Annotated in this window: 14 protein-coding genes; 6 read left to right on the top strand and 8 right to left on the bottom strand. The window is 71.6% G+C overall.

What is annotated here, in order from left to right:
* The first annotated feature begins 71 nt into the window (after window positions 1–71).
* The gene (locus tag C2L59_RS04930; RefSeq protein WP_004559246.1) at window positions 72–293 is read left to right on the top strand and encodes a DUF3618 domain-containing protein; all 222 of its coding nucleotides are present in this window, start codon (window positions 72–74) and stop codon (window positions 291–293) included.
* 3 nt (window positions 294–296) lie between these two features.
* Here C2L59_RS04930 and C2L59_RS04925 read toward each other — a convergent pair whose 3' ends face one another.
* Complete coding sequence (locus tag C2L59_RS04925; protein WP_199198926.1) at window positions 297–719, bottom strand: hypothetical protein; 423 nt, start codon at window positions 717–719, stop codon at window positions 297–299.
* Window positions 720–924: 205 nt separating this feature from the next.
* The gene (locus C2L59_RS04920; protein WP_199198925.1) at window positions 925–1482 is read right to left on the bottom strand and encodes a TetR/AcrR family transcriptional regulator; all 558 of its coding nucleotides are present in this window, start codon (window positions 1480–1482) and stop codon (window positions 925–927) included.
* A gap of 113 nt (window positions 1483–1595) precedes the next feature.
* Here C2L59_RS04920 and C2L59_RS04915 point away from each other — a divergent pair, with 113 nt between their 5' ends.
* Entirely contained in the window at window positions 1596–3053 is a 1458-nt protein-coding gene (locus C2L59_RS04915; protein ID WP_103348314.1) for an NAD(P)/FAD-dependent oxidoreductase, read from the top strand.
* Between the two features lie 55 nt (window positions 3054–3108).
* Here C2L59_RS04915 and C2L59_RS04910 read toward each other — a convergent pair whose 3' ends face one another.
* The 3 genes from C2L59_RS04910 to C2L59_RS04900 all read right to left on the bottom strand — a co-directional run bounded on the left by C2L59_RS04910 (window position 3109) and on the right by C2L59_RS04900 (window position 7729).
* A complete protein-coding gene (locus C2L59_RS04910) occupies window positions 3109–3579 on the bottom strand; it encodes a helix-turn-helix domain-containing protein (RefSeq protein ID WP_103348313.1) in 471 nt (156 codons plus the stop codon).
* Window positions 3580–3759: 180 nt separating this feature from the next.
* Window positions 3760–5430, bottom strand: a complete 1671-nt coding sequence (locus C2L59_RS04905; RefSeq protein WP_103348312.1) for an LCP family protein — start codon at window positions 5428–5430, stop codon at window positions 3760–3762.
* Window positions 5431–5575: 145 nt separating this feature from the next.
* Entirely contained in the window at window positions 5576–7729 is a 2154-nt protein-coding gene (locus tag C2L59_RS04900; RefSeq protein ID WP_103348311.1) for a phospholipase A2, read from the bottom strand.
* A gap of 162 nt (window positions 7730–7891) precedes the next feature.
* Between C2L59_RS04900 and C2L59_RS04895 the strand changes: the two genes are divergently transcribed.
* Window positions 7892–8761 carry a hypothetical protein gene (locus C2L59_RS04895; protein WP_103348310.1) on the top strand — a complete coding sequence of 290 codons (870 nt, stop codon included), beginning with the start codon at window positions 7892–7894 and terminating at the stop codon, window positions 8759–8761.
* Here C2L59_RS04895 and C2L59_RS04890 read toward each other — a convergent pair.
* Together C2L59_RS04890 and C2L59_RS04885 are read right to left on the bottom strand one after the other, a co-directional pair.
* A complete protein-coding gene (locus tag C2L59_RS04890) occupies window positions 8739–10145 on the bottom strand; it encodes a GGDEF domain-containing protein (protein ID WP_103348309.1) in 1407 nt (468 codons plus the stop codon). The genes C2L59_RS04895 and C2L59_RS04890 overlap by 23 nt on opposite strands.
* Window positions 10146–10465: 320 nt before the next feature.
* Window positions 10466–11713, bottom strand: a complete 1248-nt coding sequence (locus C2L59_RS04885) for an MFS transporter (protein WP_103348308.1) — start codon at window positions 11711–11713, stop codon at window positions 10466–10468.
* A gap of 304 nt (window positions 11714–12017) precedes the next feature.
* Between C2L59_RS04885 and C2L59_RS04880 the strand changes: the two genes are divergently transcribed.
* Complete coding sequence (locus C2L59_RS04880) at window positions 12018–12914, top strand: SDR family NAD(P)-dependent oxidoreductase (RefSeq protein ID WP_103348307.1); 897 nt, start codon at window positions 12018–12020, stop codon at window positions 12912–12914.
* A gap of 96 nt (window positions 12915–13010) precedes the next feature.
* On the opposite strand, the gene C2L59_RS04875 is transcribed toward C2L59_RS04880, so the two are convergent.
* Window positions 13011–14867, bottom strand: coding sequence for a long-chain fatty acid--CoA ligase (locus tag C2L59_RS04875; protein ID WP_103348306.1), 1857 nt, complete (start codon window positions 14865–14867; stop codon window positions 13011–13013).
* Between the two features lie 198 nt (window positions 14868–15065).
* On the opposite strand from C2L59_RS04875, the gene C2L59_RS04870 reads away from it, so the two are divergent.
* Together C2L59_RS04870 and C2L59_RS04865 are read left to right on the top strand one after the other, a co-directional pair.
* Window positions 15066–15722, top strand: a complete 657-nt coding sequence (locus C2L59_RS04870; RefSeq protein ID WP_103348305.1) for a transcriptional regulator — start codon at window positions 15066–15068, stop codon at window positions 15720–15722.
* 598 nt (window positions 15723–16320) lie between these two features.
* Window positions 16321–18408, top strand: a 2088-nt coding sequence (locus tag C2L59_RS04865; protein WP_103348304.1) for an ATP-binding protein, incomplete at its 3' end; no start/stop codon positions are given.

Here is an 18408-nt window from a genome sequence, read left to right as displayed (position 1 = left end):
TGGCCCGTGCGGCGGCCGCGGGGCGGTCGACTAAGTTGGGCTTCGGAAGTCCCATGCGGCGAGGAGGACACGTGGCCCGCGATCCCGAGACGATCGAGCGTGAGATCGAGCAGGCTAGGACCGCTCTGGCGGCGACGCTCGACCAGCTGACCGTCAAGGCCGACCCGAAGAAGCTCGCCGACGCGGCCAAGGACGGCGTGCGCGCCAAGCTGGACAACCCCAAGGTCAAGTTCCCGCTGATCGGTGCGGGTGTCCTCGTGCTCGTCCTGCTGGTGCGCAAGCTCCTGAAGTAACGCTCAGGCCTGCTTGGCCGGCGCCTTGCTCTCCGCGGCGGGCGCCGGCTCGGCTGCCGGGGCCTTGCGGTCCTCGACCGCCTTCGGGAGCTGCTTGCTCGGCGGGAGCTGGGGCTTCTTGTCCGCCGACGCCGGAGTCTGCTGCTTCGGCACGCTGCCGGGCGGCGGGACCTCGAGCGGCGGGAGCTTCGGGAGCGTCAGCCGGGCCGTCATGTACGCGCTGGTGAAGTCCAGCGCACTGCCGTTGAGCAGGTGCACCACCGTTGTCCTGGCGTCGCCCGCGAGCTCCTCGACCAGCTGGTCGGCCCGGTCGCGCGCGGCGATGATGCCCGGCGCGCGGGCGGTCAGCTCCTTGCCGCGGCCGCTGACCGTGATGGCCCAGTCGGCGTCTTCCTGGACGTACGTCGCCGTGATCGTTTCCACCATCTGCCTCACGCCCCTCTCCCTCACCAGCATCCTTACACAACCGTGACGCGGCCACCGCGCAATCGTGACGTGGTTCCCGCGCCCTCCCTCCGGTCGCGAAGGTCCAGCACACTTTCTACCTTGTCAGCAGTACGGTAGAGCAACTCTGTGTCACAGGACACGACAGCACTGAGTAACGGACCGAATGGCCTAGTGCACGCGCAGGCTAACGTGCACGCTGCCCGAGGCCGCTCCACAGCACGTCCATGGCGTATCCGGTGGCCAGCTCGGGGCTCACTTCCTCGTGCCGCTCGCACCAGATCGCGAGCCGTTCGCACGCGCCGACCACGAATTCCGCGGCCGCTTCCGCCCGCAGCTCGTCGCCGCTGTCGAAGTAGCCGCTCATCAGCGCGGCGATCAGGTCGGTCTGCTGGCGGCGGGTCTCCTCGACCTCGTCCGCGGCCGGCGTGCCGATCAGGGCCATCTCGTGCCGCAGCAGCGACCACGCCTGGCGCCGCTCGCGGATGAAGACGAAGAACGCCAGCAGGCCCCGCCGCAGCGCCTCCTCGGCGTCCGCCGCGCCGACCGTCGCCTGCTCGGTGACCTCGCGCAGCACCGCCCGGGACTCGCGGATGCAGGCCAGCAGCAGGCCTTCCTTCGAGTTGAAGTACTCGTAGAGCATCGGCTTCGAGACGCCCACCAGCTCGGCGATCTCGTCCATCGACGCCGCCGCGTAGCCGCGCTCCGAAAAGACCTGCTCGGCGACCTCGATCATCTGTCGCATCCGGTCGGCCCGGGGCATGCGCTTGCGCTTGGCGGTGGTCACGCAGCACACTCTACCGCGGGTAACCTACTCTGAGTAAGATGGACGACGGGTAACAGGAACCGGGAGGCGTCATGGGCAACCGCACGGAGACCGGGGTCGTCATCGTCGGGACCGGGTTCTCCGGTCTCGGCATGGCGATCCAGCTGCGCAAGGAGGGCCGCGACGACTTCGTCATCCTCGAGAAGGCACACGACGTCGGCGGCACCTGGCGCGACAACAGCTACCCCGGGTGCGCCTGCGACATCCCGTCGCACATGTACTCGTTCTCCTTCGAGCAGAACCCGGGCTGGTCGCGGGCCTACTCGCCGCAGCCGGAGATCTGGCGCTACCTGCGCGAGGTCGCCGACAAGCACGACCTGCGCCGGTTCATCCGGTTCGGGCAGGAGATGACCGGCGCCCGCTGGGACGCCGAAGAGAACCGGTGGCACGTCGCCACGAGGGGCGGTGACGAGTTCGCCGCGAACGCGCTGGTCGCCGGGGTCGGGGCACTGCACCTGCCGATGATCCCCGAGCTGCCCGGGATCGAGCGGTTCGAGGGGCCGGCGTACCACTCCGCGCAGTGGCGCCACGACGTCGGCCTCGCGGGTAAGAAGGTCGCCGTGATCGGCACCGGCGCCAGCGCGGTCCAGTTCGTCCCGAAGATCGCCCCGGAGGTCGAGGAGCTGACGCTGTTCCAGCGGACGCCGCCGTGGATCATGCCGAAGGCCGACCACGAGATGTCCGGGCGCACCCGCAAGCTGTTCCGGGCGTTCCCGCCGGCCCAGCGCGCCTACCGCACCCTGCTCTACTGGCTGCTCGAGGCCCGCGCCGTCGGCTTCAACGGCCAGTCGTGGGTGATGAAGCTCGGGCAGCGGATCGCCCGGCGCAACATCGACCGCGCGATCACGGATCCGCAGCTGCGGCGCAAGGTCACCCCGGACTACACGATGGGCTGCAAGCGCGTGCTCATCTCCAACGACTACTACCCGGCGCTCGCCCGCGACAACGTCGACGTCGTGACCGAGGGCGTCCGCGAGGTCCGCGAGCACAGTGTCGTCGACGCGGCGGGGGTCGAGCACGAGGCCGACGTCCTCATCTACGGCACCGGCTTCCACGTCACCGACGCCTTCGACGACCTGGAGATCGTCGGCCGCGACGGGCGCAACCTCGGCAAGGAGTGGGCGACCGGGGGGATGCGGACGCACCTCGGCATCACCGTCGCCGGCTTCCCGAACCTGTTCTTCCTGCTCGGGCCGAACACCGGCCTCGGGCACAACTCGGTCGTGTTCATGATCGAGGCACAGATCTCCTACGTCGCCGAAGCGCTGCGGCTGGCCGGCGGGCGGGCCATCGAGCCGAAGCCGGAGGTGCAGGAGCGGTTCAACGCGCGGATCCAGCGCAAGCTGGCGAAGGGCATCTGGACGCGCGGCGGCTGCAAGAGCTGGTACCTGGACGCGGCGGGCGTCAACCGGACGATCTGGCCCGGGTTCACCTGGCGCTACTGGCTCGACACGCGCAAGGTGCGCCGCGAGGACTTCCAGGTCGGCTGAGGGGCGTGAGTGCGTAACCGGGTCGGAACCCGGTTACGCACTCACGACCAGCGGATCAGCGGGAGGTGTAGCGGCGGAGGCGGGCGATCAGGTCGACGGTCGGCAGCCGGCACAGCTCGGCCATCCGCTCCAGCGCCGGCAGGTCGAGGGCGACCTCGCCGCCGGCGTGCTCGCCGGTCTGCCGCAGCCGGTCCTCGGCCCAGCGGCGCAGCGGGAGCAGGTCGGCCGGAGCGTCGGCGACGACCTTGCGCAGGTCGACGCGGACCCGGCCCGGCTCGTCGACGAACACCCGGCGGTGCACCTTGGCCAGGAGGTCCTGGGGCAGTTCGTCCATCGCGACGCACAGCTCGACCAGGCGCACGACGGAGCACTGTCTGGTGCCCAGCTCGTAGGTGGCCAGCGTCTGCAGCGAGATCTCGCTCTGCAGGTGCTGGTTCAGCTCCTTGCGCGTCCAGCCTCGGCTGCGCCGGAGCTTGCGGAGCTCGTCTCCGAGGATCCGCTGGTACTCCTCACCGTCGATCAGCACATCAATGTCCCCTGCCGTGCGCTCCCACGGCACCCGCACGGTCGTGATAATTCCCGTGCAGGTGCACCCTCACATGTATGTAAGTGCGCTGACGCCCGGCCCTTACGCGAATTCGGGCATGTCTTTGATACCGATTGCGCGAGTTAGGCCGAATGGGTTAACGACGGCTGGCCGGCTGACTCAGTTGACGCAGGGGACGCCTTCGGCCGTGATCGGTTTGTCCTCCTCGGCGGCCGGCGGCGGCGCGGCGGCCTGCGACGATGCGCCCGCCGAGCCGGCGCCCGAGCTCGAGGCGGAGGTCGAGCCCTGGTAGTCGGCGCCGAGGAAGACCGTCACGTGCCCGGCCTGGACGCTCTTGTCCTCCTGGACCGTCGGCGAGCCGCCGAGCGCGTCCGCAACGGCCTGGCCGGCGGTCTTCCCGCCCTTGGGCACCCAGATGACCGTGGTCTTGCGCGAGGTTGCGTTGGACGTCTCGCCGGAGGTGAAGCCCTTGGCTTCGAGGGTCTTGGCGGCGCCCGCCGCGAGGCCGGTGCGGCCGGAGGCGTTGCGGACGTCGACCGTGGTCGCCTTGTTGGCCGGGTCGGCCTGCTCGGCCGGCGGCGCGGTCTGACCCGGCTGCGGCCCGGCGAGGCTCTGGACGAACTGCTTCACCTCGGCCGGGTCGACCTGGATGGCGACGCCGTCCTCGGGGGTCTTGTACTCGATGTTCTTCACCGGGATGGTGCGGAACTCGAGCTGGCCGCCGGTCAGGCCCTTCATCTGCTGGGCGAAGCCGAAGATGTCCCAGTTCTGGTTGAGCACGACCGACTTCTTGATGGCGTCGATCAGGTCGGACAGCTTGCCCGGGTTGGTCAGTGTGCCGGCCGAGAGCACCTTGCGCGCCATGCCGGCCATGAACACCTGCTGGCGGACGACCCGGTCGAGGTCGCCGTTGGGCAGGCCGTGGCGCTGCCGCACGAACTCCAGCGCCTCGACGCCGGAGATGGTGTGCTGCCCCTTGGTGAAGTTCGCGCCGGAGTACTGGTCCTTGACGGTGTTGTTCAGGCAGACGTCGACGCCGCCGATGGCCTTGGTGATTTCGCTGAAGCCGAGCAGGTTGACCGCGGCGTAGTTGTCGATGGTCGACCCGGTGAGCTTCTCGATGGTCTCGATGAGCTCCTTCGCCCCGGCCTGGTTGGCCTTGACGTCGAGCTCCTTCGGGTCGGTGACGCCCTGTTTCTGCAGGTCCTTGCGGGCCTGCAGCATCGCCCGGGCGTACGCCGAGTTGATCTTGTGCTTGCCGTAGCCGGGGATGTCGACGTAGGAGTCGCGCGGCAGGGACATCGCGACGGCCTTGCTGCCGTCGTTCGGGATGTGCACGAAGATCAGGGAGTCGGTGTTCAGCTCGCCGTCGGCGTCGCCGGCGCGCAGTTCGTCGAGCACCTCGCGGGGCAGCGGGTTGCCTTGGGCGTCGGTGCGGCTGTCGAGGCCGACCAGGAGGATGTCGCGGGCGCCGTCCGCGGGCTTCTCGCCGCCGCCGCCCTCGCTGATCACGTTCTGGTAGTTCAGCCCGTTGACCAGGCCCTGCATGGCCGCCCACGCGTACCCGGTCAGGCCCATCACCAGCAGCGAGACGACGGCCAGCGAGATCTTCACGCCGCGGAAGGAGTTGCGGCGGGCGCGCGGGGCCGGGCGCGGCCGGGGACGGCGGGACGGCGAGGGGCCGGCGCGGCGGACGTCCGCGGGTTCACGGCGGGGTGCGGGGCGGCGCGACGGCGGCGTGCCGCGGCGGGGAGCGTCCCGGCCTGGCTCGTCCGGCCAGGGCCGGGCGGGGCGGCGGCCGCCTGGCCCGTTCCGGGGCGGGTGATCCACGCGGGCGACTCCTCACTGCATCGATCGGGTGGTGCTACGGGATGGGACGCATGGTGCCTGCCCCGGGTTGCTGCAGCGTTACACATCCCCCCACGGATGTGTCATCCACCACCCAGTTTCCCAAAGGTTCGACGGTTTCGCCTGGTCAGGCCGGCACATTGGCCGGTGGCCGGGCGGGCAGGAGCGTCCCCGCGGCGGCCAGCAGGGCGAACCCGGCCGTCACCGCGTGGAGGGTGACGCCGAGGAACCCGGGCGTGCTGCCGTCGGCGGCGAACAGCAGCGAGGGCGCGCAGGCGAGCGCCGTGGTCAGCCAGGTGCCGGTGGCCGCGCCGGCGCCGATCCGGATCGTGTGCAGCAGGAACACCCCGAGCAGCAGGTGCACCAGGCTCTGGATGGGGTCGAGGCGCAGGCCCAGCAGGTCCGCGTCGGCGGCCACCCCGCCGAAGCGGGTCAGCGCGAAGCCGAACACGCCGAGCGTCGCGTAGCCGATGCCGAGCCCGGCCGCGGCGCGGGTCAGCACCGCCGTCCGGCGGCCGGGGTGGTCGGCCGCCCGCGGCTGCCGGGCGCCGTGGGTGTGCCGTTCGAACCACCAGAAGACCAGCGTCGCGGGCACCGCGAGCAGCCCGATCGCGACCAGCGTGCGGGGCCGGATCAGCCAGCTGAGCCCGTCGGCGATCCGGCCGGGCAGGTAGACGACGGCGACCAGCAGCAGCATCGCGGCGAGGAACGCGAGGTAGAGGCTCATCGGGGCACGCAGGACGAACCGGGAGGCGGTGAGGACCCCGGGCCGCCGGCCGAGCCGGCCCAGCGGGACGGCCAGCAGCCCCAGCAGGCCGAGCTGGACCAGGCCGAGCAGCAGCACGCCCCACGGCGGGGCGGACAACGCCGCCGGGGCGCCCGGGCTGCCGAGCAGGACGGGCGGCCCGCCCTTCAGGACGCTCGCGACGGCGAGACCGGCGACCCCGGTCGCGGCGGCCGTGGCGAGCAGGCGTCGAGACGGGCGTACGCCGTCGGCGTGCGCGAAGGCGAGTTGCTGGGCGAGGAGCGCGAGAGCGAACGTCGCCGCGTAGCGGGGCAGCGGCGAGCCGGCGGCGTCGGCGGCCACCTCGCCGGCCACGACCAGCGCGAGCAGGCCGGCGGCCGCGCTCACCGGGGCCCGGCGGTGCAGGGCCAGCAGCGGCGGCGCGCAGATGATCGTCAGCAGGTAGACCCCGAGCAGCCAGAGCGGGTGCAGCGCGATCCGCATGACGGTGGCCGTCGTCCCGGCCGGGATGCCGAGCAGTTCCAGCGCGAGCGGCGTCAGCAGGGCGACGACCGCGAAGATCAACGCCGGGCGCAGCAGCGGGCTGGCGCGTTCGGCCAGGTAATGGCGGTAGCCGCCGCCCGCCTCCAGTTCGGCGCGCCAGCCGGCGGCGTTGGCGTGGCCGCCGGCGAAGAAGATCAGCGGGGCCAGCTGGGTGAGCCAGGTCAGCGGCCACAACGCCGGCTCGGCCGCGCCGGCCCAGTGCGCGAGGGCCGTCACGGACTCCCCGAGCAGCAGGACGACGACACCCCCGGCGCCGAGCAGCGCCCACCGGCCGACCTCGGCGGGGGCGGCGGCGGGCGAGGGCGACCGCGGTTCGCGGCGGGTCCGCAGCCAGCCGCGCAGCCGGAAGACCAGCAGGCAGCCGATCACGAGGACGCCGGCGACCATCGGGCCGATCGGGTCGCCGACCGGCGGGCCCCAGCGCTGGTGCCACGAGTTGACCACCAGCCCGGCCGAGTAGAAGGAGGCGACGACCCGGCAGGTGAGGGCCGAATTCAGCGGATTGAGGTCGCAGGTGTGGTGCATGTCGTGGGACAGCCGGTCGTCCAGCGCCTCGCGGGCCTCGGGGCCGAGCGGGTGGCCCTTGCGGTCGGCGTACCGGAGCAGGTCGTAGCCGAGGTCGTGCGCCTTGCACGGCACGGCGTAGTCCCACTTCGTGTTGTCGTCGCCCCACGGCGTCGAGCAGCCGCCGTCGGCGTGCACCGCGCGGACGGTGCCGTCGCGGGCCGGCATCGCGCCCGGAGTGACGCCGCTGAGCGCGGTGAAGTCCTTCGGCAGCCGCGCGAGCGCGTCGGGGTGTGGGCCGGGGTGGACCAGCGCGTCGATGGCGTTCTGCGCGGCCAGCACGTCCCCGGTGGGCGGCCCCTGGTCCGGCGGCGACGGCGGCCGCGAGGCGATCAGCCCGAACGCGAAGACGACCAGCAGCACCAGCAGCAGCCACCCGGACGTCGACCAGGGCCGGCGGACACGCGGCGGCTCGGCTGGGGCGGGCATGGGTCAAGGGTGCCAGCCCGGCTGCGGGGCCGGCATGGGGCTGGCCCCCGGAGTGCACGGTGGTTTCCCGCGGGCTGCCCGGACGGCTGCCCGTTTCCCCCTGTCGGCGCCGGCCCGTCCGGGCCGACACTGGAAAGGGGCCACGGCGACCAGGAGGCGGCAGTGCGCTCGAGCGGATCGGCGGTGCCGGTGGAGGACACCGTTCGCGCCCTGCGACGGCTCGCTCCCGGCGCTTCCCTGCGCTCACCGGAGACGCCGGAGCTGAGGTTGCTGGCGGCGGCCTTGCGCGACTGTGCGCCTGGTGCGCTGGCTTCGCGGCATCCCGGGGTGGTGGCGCGGGTGGTGCTGGCGGCGCAGTTGCGTGCGTTGCGGCGGGCGATGACGGGGTTCTTCGGGGCGGAGGGCCCGGAAACGGCGCGATTGGTCCGGGCGGCCCGGCGCGGCGCGGGGGAGCTGCGCGAGCCGGGCTTGCGGGCGGCGGCGCTGGGCTGGGCGGAGGTCCGCGGGCACCGGGTACTGGCGGGTGACCTGCGCGGGGTGCCGGTGACGCCGGACGGCGAAGACGGGCGGGTCGCGGCGGAGCTGGCGGTGGCGGCGCTGCTGCCGGAGGCCGACGGCCGGGAAGGCGGCGGGGAGATATTGGGTTCCGAGGCCGGCGGCGAGGCCAGCGACTTCCTCGACGTCCGCTCGGTCCGCGTCGGCGAGCGCGGCTTCCGGGTCGACGTCGACGCCGATCCGCCCGTCGAACTGCGCCGCGACGGTGGCGGTCTCGTCCTGCGGTCCCTGTGGTGGAACGGGCTCGGGCGGGTCGCCGACGACCTCGGGTACGAGTACCTGCTCCTCGCCAAGGACGCTGCCGGCGCCGGGACCGTGCGGCACTGGTGCCACCCGCGGCCCGCGGCCGGTGCGCGCGTGCTGCGGCTCGAGTCCGCCGGCTACCGGGGCGAGCGGCTGCGGCTCGACCGCTCCTCGGCCGGGTCGTGCGCCGAGGTGCTCGTGAAGCTCGAACTCACCGTCCGGCTGGGGGCGTGAGGCTGTCCGGGGCGAAGCAGACCTGGTCGCGGCCGTTCTCCTTCGCCAGGTAGACGGCTGCGTCGGCCGACTGGAGCAGGCGGTCCAGGTCGTCGCCGTGGCGGGGGTGGCGGGCCACGCCGATCGACGTCGTGCGGTCGGCGATCGTGGCCGGGTCGCCGCGCTTGTCCGTCGTCACTATGTGCAGCTTGGCGATCGCGGTCCGGATGCGCTCGGCCGCGTCCCAGGTGGCTTCTTCGTCGATGTCCGGCAACAGAACGAGGAATTCCTCACCGCCGAATCGGCCGACCAAGTCGGTGGGTCTCGTCACTTCGTCGAGGGTTTGCGCAACCGTGCGGAGCACGTCGTCACCCGCCGGATGTCCATAGGTGTCGTTAATCCACTTGAAGTGGTCCAGATCGACCATCAGGAGTGCCAGTTGATCACCCGATCGGGCGGTCCGTTCGAGCGCCCGCTCCGCCGACTCCGACCAGCCGCGCATGTTGAGAATGCCCGTTTTCGGGTCCGTCCGGACGTCGTTCTGGAGCTGATCGAGTTCTGCGAGCCGATTGAAGACCACGGTGGCCACCGCCATCACGACGACCATCGGCGGGACGACGGCGAGCAGGATCGCGGTCACCGCGCCGAGCCCGATGGTGACCGCTTCGAGGAGGTTGTCGGCCGGGCTGCCCAGGACGTTACGCAGGGTCGGCTCGGAGGAGAGCCCGAGCGCCAGTGCGCCGCCGACGTAGAGGATTTGGATCGCTTCGTAGACGACACCGGTGAGCACGATGGTGCCCGCCTCGTGCCAGAAGCCGCCCCAGCCGGGCTGCCCGAGCAGGTGCGGCCCGAGCGACACGTACGTCAGGTGCGCGACCGCGCCGGCCAGGCCGTGGGTGATCGAGGAGAAAATGAAGTTGTGCGCCGGCCTGCGCGCGATGAACCAGTGCTGCAGCCGGATCAGGAAAACGACGAGCAGGGTCAGCGGCACCGGCAGGATCAACGCGGCGGAAAACGTCCAGACGGCAGTCAGGTCGATCAGGACTTTTTTGGTCCGGTTGCGCCGCCGCTCCTCCTGCCGCTGGGTCAGTTGAATGTGGACGGTCGCGCCGCCCGCGAGGATCCCGAAATTGATCCAGTCGCGATTGCCGGGCACCGCGGAATGGGCGAAAGAAAGCGCGAGCACGGCGATCGCGGCGGCTTCGAGGCCGAGCATGAAGACGATCAGCACCGGCGGGCGGCGCCAGAGCGCCCAGTTGCGGGGCCGGTAGGGGTGGTCGCGCCCGGCCGGACCGCCTGGCCCTTCGGCGTGCGCGGTCACCGGCGGGTGCGCGGCCGGTCCCCGCGCCCGCCGGGCGGCCGCCCCGCCGGCGGCGGCCGGGTCGTCGTCTGGTCCGGGATGCAATTGGTCACCTCCTTTCCAGCCTAGCCCGGGACTTGAGTAATCTCATCGGTACCTGTCAGAGTGTTGACGCATTCCGTGGCCGGGTATCATCCTTCACCAACAGAACCCCGCGTTCGTGGTCGAACCGACCGTCGAACGCGGCTCAATCGCTTGTTCATGCTTCGCTTGACGGAGGTGGCGACCCGATGTCGAACCGCGACGGCTGACTCGGACGCGAATTGCTCGCCGTCCCCAGCTGAATGTCATTCATGATCTTGCCCTGCACGGAGAGGTGACGACCGATGTCGAACCGTGACGGCTGAATCCCGTGGAAAAACCGTTCATGACGACCCCGGCTCCGGTGCCGCACTCCCGACCCGGCGCCAGGACAACGCGACCGGGACGGCCACGAGCAGTCCCACCGCCCCCGCGAGCGCAATGGTCGCGTTCGCCGAACCGAGCGCCTGCGCGACCAGCCCGCCGGCCCCCACCCCCAGGCCCTGCGCGACCCGCAGCCCCGTCCGGTAGAGCCCGCCGGCGCTGCCCCGGATGTCGTTGGGCACCCACGTGATGAACGTGGCCGTAACCGTGATGACGTACGCGCCGGTCGCCCCGGCCAGCGCGAGCAGGACCAGCGCGACCGCCAGGTTCGGCTTCAGCGCGAAGGCCGCGAGCGCGGCCAGCGGCAGGGCGGCCAGCAGGCCCAGCAGCTTGCGGCGGTGTTCCGTCGAGACGAACCGCGACAGCAGGAACGTCCCGACGACGAAACCCAGCGGATCGGCGGCCAGCAGCCAGCCGACCGCCTGGTCGCCCGCGCCCAGCTGGGCGGCGAGCGGCGCGGCGAGGCCCTCCGGGATCACCGCGAGCCCGACGAGCCAGGACAGGTAGAGCAGCACCCGCAGCCGTTCGTCGCCGAAAACCTGCCGGACGGCGCCGAACCACGGGGCACCCCCGGCCCCGGCGGCCGGGCGCCGCAGCACCAGCAGCCGCACGGCGACGGTGGCGATCACGAACGTGACCGCGTCGATGGCCAGCGCCCACGACGTCCCGATGCTCGTCACGAGCAGGCCGCCGGCGGCCAGGCCCGCCAGCATCGCGGTGTTGTTCGTGATCCCGCGCAGGTCCTGGCTCTGCAGGTAGACGTCGTCGTCGGCGAAGATCTCCCGGCCCAGCGCGTTCTGCGCCGCGTTGCACGGCGCGTTCGCCAGCCGGGCGAAGACGAAGAGGACGAACAGCCAGCCCATCGGCATCCCGGGCACGGCCATCAGCCCGATCAGCACCGCCTGCGCGAACGAGCCGGTCGCCAGCACCGCGCGCCGCGGGTACCGGTCGGCGAGCTGGGAGAGGCCGAGGCCGCCGGCGAGCGCGGGCAGGAACGTCAGGGAGTAGACGACCGCCGAGAGCAGCGGCGACCCGGTCCGGTCGAAGATCAGGATGGCCAGCGCGACGATGGTCAGCTGGTCGCCGAGCATCGACTGCGTCTCGGCGAACCACAGCGCGCGGAACTCCCGGTTGGCCAGGACGGCCCGCAGCCGGGGTGTCGCGCGCGTCGTCACCTCGTCACCACCGTCCCCCGATCGAGTGAACATGGACCGTCCGCATTGTGCCTCGTCAGTGACGGCCCCGTCCGGTGGAGTCACGGTCCACCACCGGAAAGCACTGACAGTATGCCGCCGGTCACGCGCCGGTGTCACCGGAGCGGCCGCCAGTCACCCCCTCGTGACCGGCCCGCGAGTACCTCCGGGCTGATCGAACCGGGCTCGCTCGGCGCAGGGCGGCGGCCGCTCGTCGTGGCGCCGATGCCGGGTTGGACCGAATGGGCGAAGACTGGACACAGAGCCGGCCGGGGTGGACGGACCGCGCGCCGCCGGCGCCGCAGATCGGGGAGAAGCGATGGACGGGTTGATGCAGGGCAAGGCGGTCGTGGTGACCGGGGCCGGGCGGGGACTGGGCGAGGCGTTCGCGGTGCACGTCGGGCGGGCGGGCGGGGCGGTGGTCGTCAACGACGTCGACGCGGAGCTGGCGGCGCGGACGGCGGAGACCATCCGGGCGCACGGCGGCCGCGCCGTCGCGAGCGGGCACAGCGTCGCCGACGCGGGCGAGGCGCAGGAGATCGTCGACCTGTGCGTCAAGGAGTTCGGCGGGATCGACGGGCTGGTCAACAACGCCGGCCTGAACTACGAGGCCCTGCCCTGGGAGGACGACGCCGAGCAGGCGCGGGAGCTGGTCGCGGTCAACGTCCTCGGCGTGGTGAACACCGGGCTGGCCGCGATCAAGGCGATGGTCGACGCGGGCACCGGCGGCTCGATCGTCAACATCTCCTCGGGCGCTTCGCTCGGACAGCGCAAGCTCGGCGTGTACGCGGCGAGCAAGGGTGCGGTCGCGTCCCTGACCTACTCGTGGGCGCTCGACCTCGAGGACGTCGGGATCCGCGTCAACGCCGTCTGCCCGCTGGCGCACACGCGCATGGTGTGGAAGTCCGAGCGGTCCCTGCGCGCCTGCCCGCCGGACCGCACGCCGGCGCGGATCGCGCCGGTCGTGCTGTTCCTGCTCGGCGCCGGTTCGGACGGCATCACCGGGCAGATGATCCGGTGCAACGGCCCGCAGCTGCACGTGATGGGCCAGCCGTTCCTCAAGCAGCCGATCCTCGAGCGCCCGGTGTGGGACACCGAGACCGTGCAGAAGGCGTTCGACGAGGTGTTCTCCGCCCACCTGGAGAACTACGGCCTGGAGAAGCGCGTCCCGCCGCGCCTGCGCAAGTGGACGGACACCTCCCCCCGCACCGCCTGACCCGAACGCCCCAATGTGGCGTTGGTTGCGTCCAACGCACCCAATGTGGCGTTCGGTGCGTTGGACGCACCGAACGCCACATTGGGGCGCTTGGGGCTACGCGCCGGCGGCCGGCTCGGGGTCGCGGACCGCGGCGTAGAGGGCTTCGATGTCGGCCGAGTAGCGGTCGTTGATGACCCGGCGCTTGAGCTTGAGCGTCGGGGTCAGCTCGCCGGATTCGGGCGTCCACGTCTTCGGGAGCACGTGGTAGCGCTTGATCTGCTCGATCCGCGCGAGCCGGCTGTTCGCCGACTCGACCGCGCGCTCGAGCTCCGCGCGGACCGCCGGGTGCGTCGCCAGCTCGTCCGGGGCCGCCTCGACGCCGTTGGCCGCGGCCCAGCCGGGGGCGATCTCGTCGTCGATGACGATCAGGGCCGTCACGTACGGACGGTCGTCGCCGACCGCGACCGCCTGGCCGATCAGCGGGTGCTCCTTGAGCAGGCCCTCGATGCGGGTCGGCGCGATGTTCTTGCCGCTCGAGGTGATGATCAGTTCCTTCTTGCGGTCGGTGATCGTCACGAAGCCGTCTTCGTCGATCGTGCCGATGTCGCCGGTCGCGTACCAGCCGTCGGCGTCGGTGGCGTCGGCGATCGTGCCGTCCTCCTGGAGGTAGCCGAGGAACACGATCGGGCCGCGGACCAGCAGTTCGCCGTCTTCGGCGACCTTCACCTCGACGCCGTCGAGGGGCTTGCCGACGGTGCCCGCGCGGAAGTCCGAACCGGAGTTCGACGTCGCCGCGCCGGTCGTCTCGGACAGGCCCCAGACCTCGCAGATCTCGATGCCGAGGCCGGCGATGAAGTAGATGATCTCCACCGGGAGGGCGGCCGCCCCGCTGGAGGCGACGAGCACCTTGTCCAGCCCGAGCAGCGCGCGCACCGGGGCCAGGGCGGCCTCGTCGGTCTGCCGGATCTTTTCGGCCAGCTCCGCGGGCACCGGCTTCCCGGCGCTGCGCAGTTTGTAGCCCTGCTGCAGCAGCTCGTTCGCCTGCAGCAGCGCGGTGCGCCGGTCCTCCGGCACGCCGGCGAGCATGTTCTTGAGCCCGGCGACCATCTTCTCCCACACGCGCGGGACGCCGAAGAAGCTCTGCGGGTGCACCTGGCCGAGCGCGCCGACGACGCCGGACGGGTCGGCGAGGGTGTGCACGTGCCCGGCCCAGACGATCGGCAGGTAGATCGACAGCTCGCGCTCGGCGATGTGCGCGAGCGGGAGGTACGCGATGTTCGTCGCGTGCATCGGCGGGTGGTGCAGTTCGGTGACCGCGTACGCCTGGTGGATCGCGTTGCGGTGGGAAAGGACGACGCCCTTGGGGTCACCGGTGGTACCGGAGGTGTAGATCATGGACAGCGGGTCGTCCGGCTTGATCTCCGGCCACGACCGTTCGAACGCCTCCGGGTCGTCGGCAAGCGCTTCCCGGCCCCGGGCGCGGAGCTCGGCGAAGGAGAGGAAGCGGTCGTCGCCTTCGGGGATCGCGGCCTCGTCCAGCACGACGATGTGCCGCAGCGCCGGGAGGTCGTCGAGCACCGGGCGCCAGCGCGCCAGCTCGTTCTCGCCGCCGAGCACCACGACCGGCGCCGCGCTGTGCCTCGCGACGAACCGGATCTGGTCCGGGCTGAGGGTGGCGTAGGCCGTGCAGGGGATGGTGGCCAGGTGCGTCGCGGCGAGGTCGGCGACGATGTGGTCCGGACAGCCGGGCGCCATGATCAGCAGCCGGTCGCGCGGGGCGAGCCCGAGCCCGGCCAGCCCGCGGGAGACCTCGGCGATGGCGGTGCGGAACTCCCGCCAGCTCAGCGTCGGGTGCCCTTCGATGTCGAGCGAGGTGATCGCCGGCAGGTCCGGGTAGTCGACCGCGTTGCGGTGCAGCAGCCGCGGGATCGTCTGGCCTTCGGTCTGCTCGGCGACGGACGGGGTGGTCAACGCTGGCCTCCTCGAAAGCTGCGGATGGCCACACTGTAGGGGCTCCCGGCTCGGGTGGATAGAGAATCGCGGCCACGTCAAGCGTCGCCGGGGAAACGGACATAGCGGTCAGGCCCCCACGAGTGTCCACTGTGTACACGGGCGGCCGCGCGCGATCCGCGCTTCAATGAAGGGGCCACGGACGCCAGGGGGGAACCGATGACGCGGTCTGCTCGTGAACTGCTCGTGAAGATCCAGGCCGAACTCGCGCCGCGCGACGGCGACAACCGGCTCGTCCCGCTGATCACCGCCGGCCGGGCGCCGCGCGCGGTGTTCGCCGCGCTCGCCGCCGAGGAGAAGCTGATCACCTCGAGCGACTGGCGGAGCTTCCACGCCTTGGCCGCGCGGGCCGACGAACCGGACGCGCGCACCTTCTTCGGCGGGCTCGCGCCGGGCGAGCAGCAGGCGAACGGGATGCTGGACGCGTTGCTGGCGGCGACTGGTCCGGACCATGGGAAAGAACGGCCGCGCGCGGGCTGCCAGGCGTACCCGGCCTACGTCGCCTGGCTCGCGCTGAACGGCGAGTCGTCGGCGACCGCGGCGGGGATCTTCGCCAACTTCTCCGCCTTCGGCCGGTACTGCCGGGACGTCGCCGCCGGCATGCGCCGGCACTACGGCTTCACCGATGCGCAGTGCGCGTTCTTCGACTTTTTTGCCGCTGACGTCCCGGAAATAGAAGAACAAGCGCTGGCCGCGATCCAGGCGGGGCTCGACGCGCGGCGGCTCGACGAGCGCGAGGCGCACCGCTGCGCCCGGCTGTTCCAGAGCTACGAGCTGCTGTTCTGGAATACCCTCGCCGACGAGTTCCCGGGCTGACCGGGCCGGCGGCGCCGCGGAACCGGTTTCGGCGCGACGGCGGGTGATCGGCCGAGCGCGTATGCGGAATAACGGGAATTCCGCCCCGGCAGCCGATGAATCCGCGGCCTTCTTTGCCGATCCTGCGCATTCCGCTTTCCCGCGGCTGTCTACTCCGGACGAACGCGGTGTGCGGTGGTCCGCGCGGAGGTCCGTGATGTTTGTCACCGAACGATCCGGCGCTGTCGTACGTAGAGGGTGCCGGCCCGGACGCGCAGCGGAACCGGGAGCGCTTCCAGTACTCACATCCGTGCGGGGAACCGAAGTGGCCCTGCGATGAAAGTCACGACTTGCGGTGGTGGACTTTCGAAGCGCAGGCAGCAAGTGTGGACGGGTCACCGGTTCAAGATCACGTTCTCGCCACGGACTTGACGCGCCCTGGAGGGCTGCCTAACGTCGTCGCGGGCGAAGCAGACCACGGTGATGTTGATCCGGCTGGTCGGAATCCGGGTGCAGACCACCTCGGGCGACCCGAAACCATGTACTGCCGGAAGGAAAACGGACCCAGGTGAAGCAGATTTCTCTTCGACGCAACCGGGGATCCTCGATTCGGAAGCGCGTGCTCACGATCGCGCTGATCCCCAGTGTGGCCCTGCTGCTGGTCGGCGTGGCCCTCGCGGGCTACCTCATCTACGACGCGGTCACCGCTCGTGATTACACCAGCCGCATCCGGAACTCGGAAGCCCCCGCGATCCCGTTCTTCGCCGCGCTCCAGCAGGAGCGCCAGGCGACGCTGAGCCTGCTGGCCGGCCAGAGCAACCAGCGCGCCGTGCTCGCGGCCGTCCGCCCGAAGACGGACGCGACCGCCGCGAAGGAGATCGAGAACCTCCGCGACAACTTCGCCGACTACGACAACACCCCGCCGAGCGTGCAGAAGAACATCGCCACGTTCTTCGGGCTGTTCCAGCAGCTGCCGCAGACCCGGCAGGCGGTCGACAGCGGCCAGATGCAGATCAGCCAGGCGTTCACCTACTACAACCGGCTGTTCGACCAGTTCACCGACGGCGTCGCCGGGCTGGCGCAGAACGCCCGTGGTGCGCAGAACGCGTTCGACCGGCTGACCGCCATCCCGCTGTTCACCGCGGCCGACGCGATGCAGCGCAGTGACGCGCTCGCCGCCGCCGGGCTCGCCGCGGGCGGCCTCACGAACGACGACTTCCGCGCCTACGTCGGCCAGGTCGGTGCCTACCACGCCCAGCTCGACGCGTCGGCGCCGAAGATGATCCCCGACGTCAAGGCCAAGTACGACCAGCTGCTGGCCAGCCAGCCGTGGCAGACGGTGAACCAGGTCGAGACCGCGTTCCTGCGCGGCGACCTGTCGAAGCTGCCGGTGCCGCAGGACCAGTGGCGCGCGGCCGCCCGCCAGGTCGGCGACGCGCTGATGGGCATCTTCGTCCTGCAGAGCTCGAACGCCAGCCAGGCCGCGATCGACGACGCCGACTCGACGTTCACCGAGTCGCTGATCGCCGGTGTGATCGCCGTCCTGTTCGCGGTTTTCGTGGTCTTCGTCGCCGTCCGGCTGTCGAACCGGCTCATCGGCCGGCTGCACCGGCTGCGCGAGGACACCCTCGACGCGGCCGAGGTCCGGCTGCCCGAGCTGGTCGCCCGGGTCCAGGCGGGCGAGCCCGTCGACCTCGAAGAGGGCGGTCACTTCCTCGACCACGGCACCGACGAGATCGGCCAGGTCGCCGACGCGTTCAACAAGGCGCAGCAGACCGCCATCGCGGCCGCCATCGACGAGGCGAAGACCAAGGAGGGCACCAAGGCGGTGTTCCTCAACATCGCCCACCGCAGCCAGGTCATCGTGCACCGCCAGCTCAAGGTGCTCGACCAGGCCGAGCGCAAGCAGGAGGACCCGGAGCAGCTGGACACGCTGTTCCAGCTGGACCACCTCTCCACCCGCGCCCGCCGCAACGCCGAGAACCTGATCATCCTCGGCGGCGGCCAGCCGGGCCGCCAGTGGCGCAACCCGGTCGGGCTGGCCGAGCTGGTCCGCGGCGCGTCCGCCGAGACCGAAGACTTCGCGCGGGTCAAGACGGCGGTGCTGCCGCAGATCGCCATCCGCGGCCCGGTCGTCGGCGACCTCGTGCACCTGCTCGCCGAGCTGATCGACAACGCGACGTCGTTCTCGCCGCCGCAGTCGCGGGTCGAGATCCGCGGCAACGTGGTCGGCAAGGGTGTCGTGATCGAGGTCGAGGACCAGGGCCTCGGGCTCGAGCCGGACCAGACCGAAGAGATCAACGCGATGCTGGCCGACCCGCCGGACTTCGGGATCATGGCGCTGTCGGACGAGCCGCGCCTGGGCCTGTTCGTGGTCGCGCGGCTGGCCGCGCGGCACGGCATCCAGGTGCACCTGCGGGAGTCGGCCTACGGCGGCACCCGGGCCATCGTGCTGGTGCGCACCGACCTGCTGGCCCCGCTCGCCGAAAGCGAGCCGGAGCAGCCGATCACCCCGCCGAAGCCGGAGCTGGTGCCGAACCCGGTCGAGCCGGAGACCACGGCCGACGACGAGGTCGCGCCGCTCAAGCGGCCGGTGCGCCGCCCGGCCCGGCACCGCACCGAGCCGCCGGCCCCGCCCGTGACGGCGCCCGCCGCCGTGACGCCGACGCCGGTCCCGCCGGTCACCGTCCCGCCGCCCGCCCCGGCG

The sequence above is a fragment of the Amycolatopsis sp. CA-128772 genome, assembly GCF_002904295.1.
In the GTDB taxonomy this organism is placed as follows: Bacteria; Actinomycetota; Actinomycetes; order Mycobacteriales; family Pseudonocardiaceae; genus Amycolatopsis.
Note: the sequence above shows the minus strand (reverse complement) of the source record. Positions and strands in the feature narration are given on the sequence as shown.

Bases quoted from the DNA above. Each gene is read 5' to 3' on its own strand.
- C2L59_RS04870 (WP_103348305.1), top strand. From the start codon at position 15,066: ATGACGCGGTCTGCTCGTGAACTGCTCGTGAAGATCCAGGCCGAACTC.
- C2L59_RS04915 (WP_103348314.1), top strand. From the start codon at position 1,596: ATGGGCAACCGCACGGAGACCGGGGTCGTCATCGTCGGGACCGGGTTC.
- C2L59_RS04880 (WP_103348307.1), top strand. From the start codon at position 12,018: ATGGACGGGTTGATGCAGGGCAAGGCGGTCGTGGTGACCGGGGCCGGG.
- C2L59_RS04925 (WP_199198926.1), bottom strand. From the start codon at position 719: ATGGTGGAAACGATCACGGCGACGTACGTCCAGGAAGACGCCGACTGG.
- C2L59_RS04920 (WP_199198925.1), bottom strand. From the start codon at position 1,482: ATGCGACAGATGATCGAGGTCGCCGAGCAGGTCTTTTCGGAGCGCGGC.
- C2L59_RS04900 (WP_103348311.1), bottom strand. From the start codon at position 7,729: ATGCCCGCCCCAGCCGAGCCGCCGCGTGTCCGCCGGCCCTGGTCGACG.
- C2L59_RS04885 (WP_103348308.1), bottom strand. From the start codon at position 11,713: ATGTTCACTCGATCGGGGGACGGTGGTGACGAGGTGACGACGCGCGCG.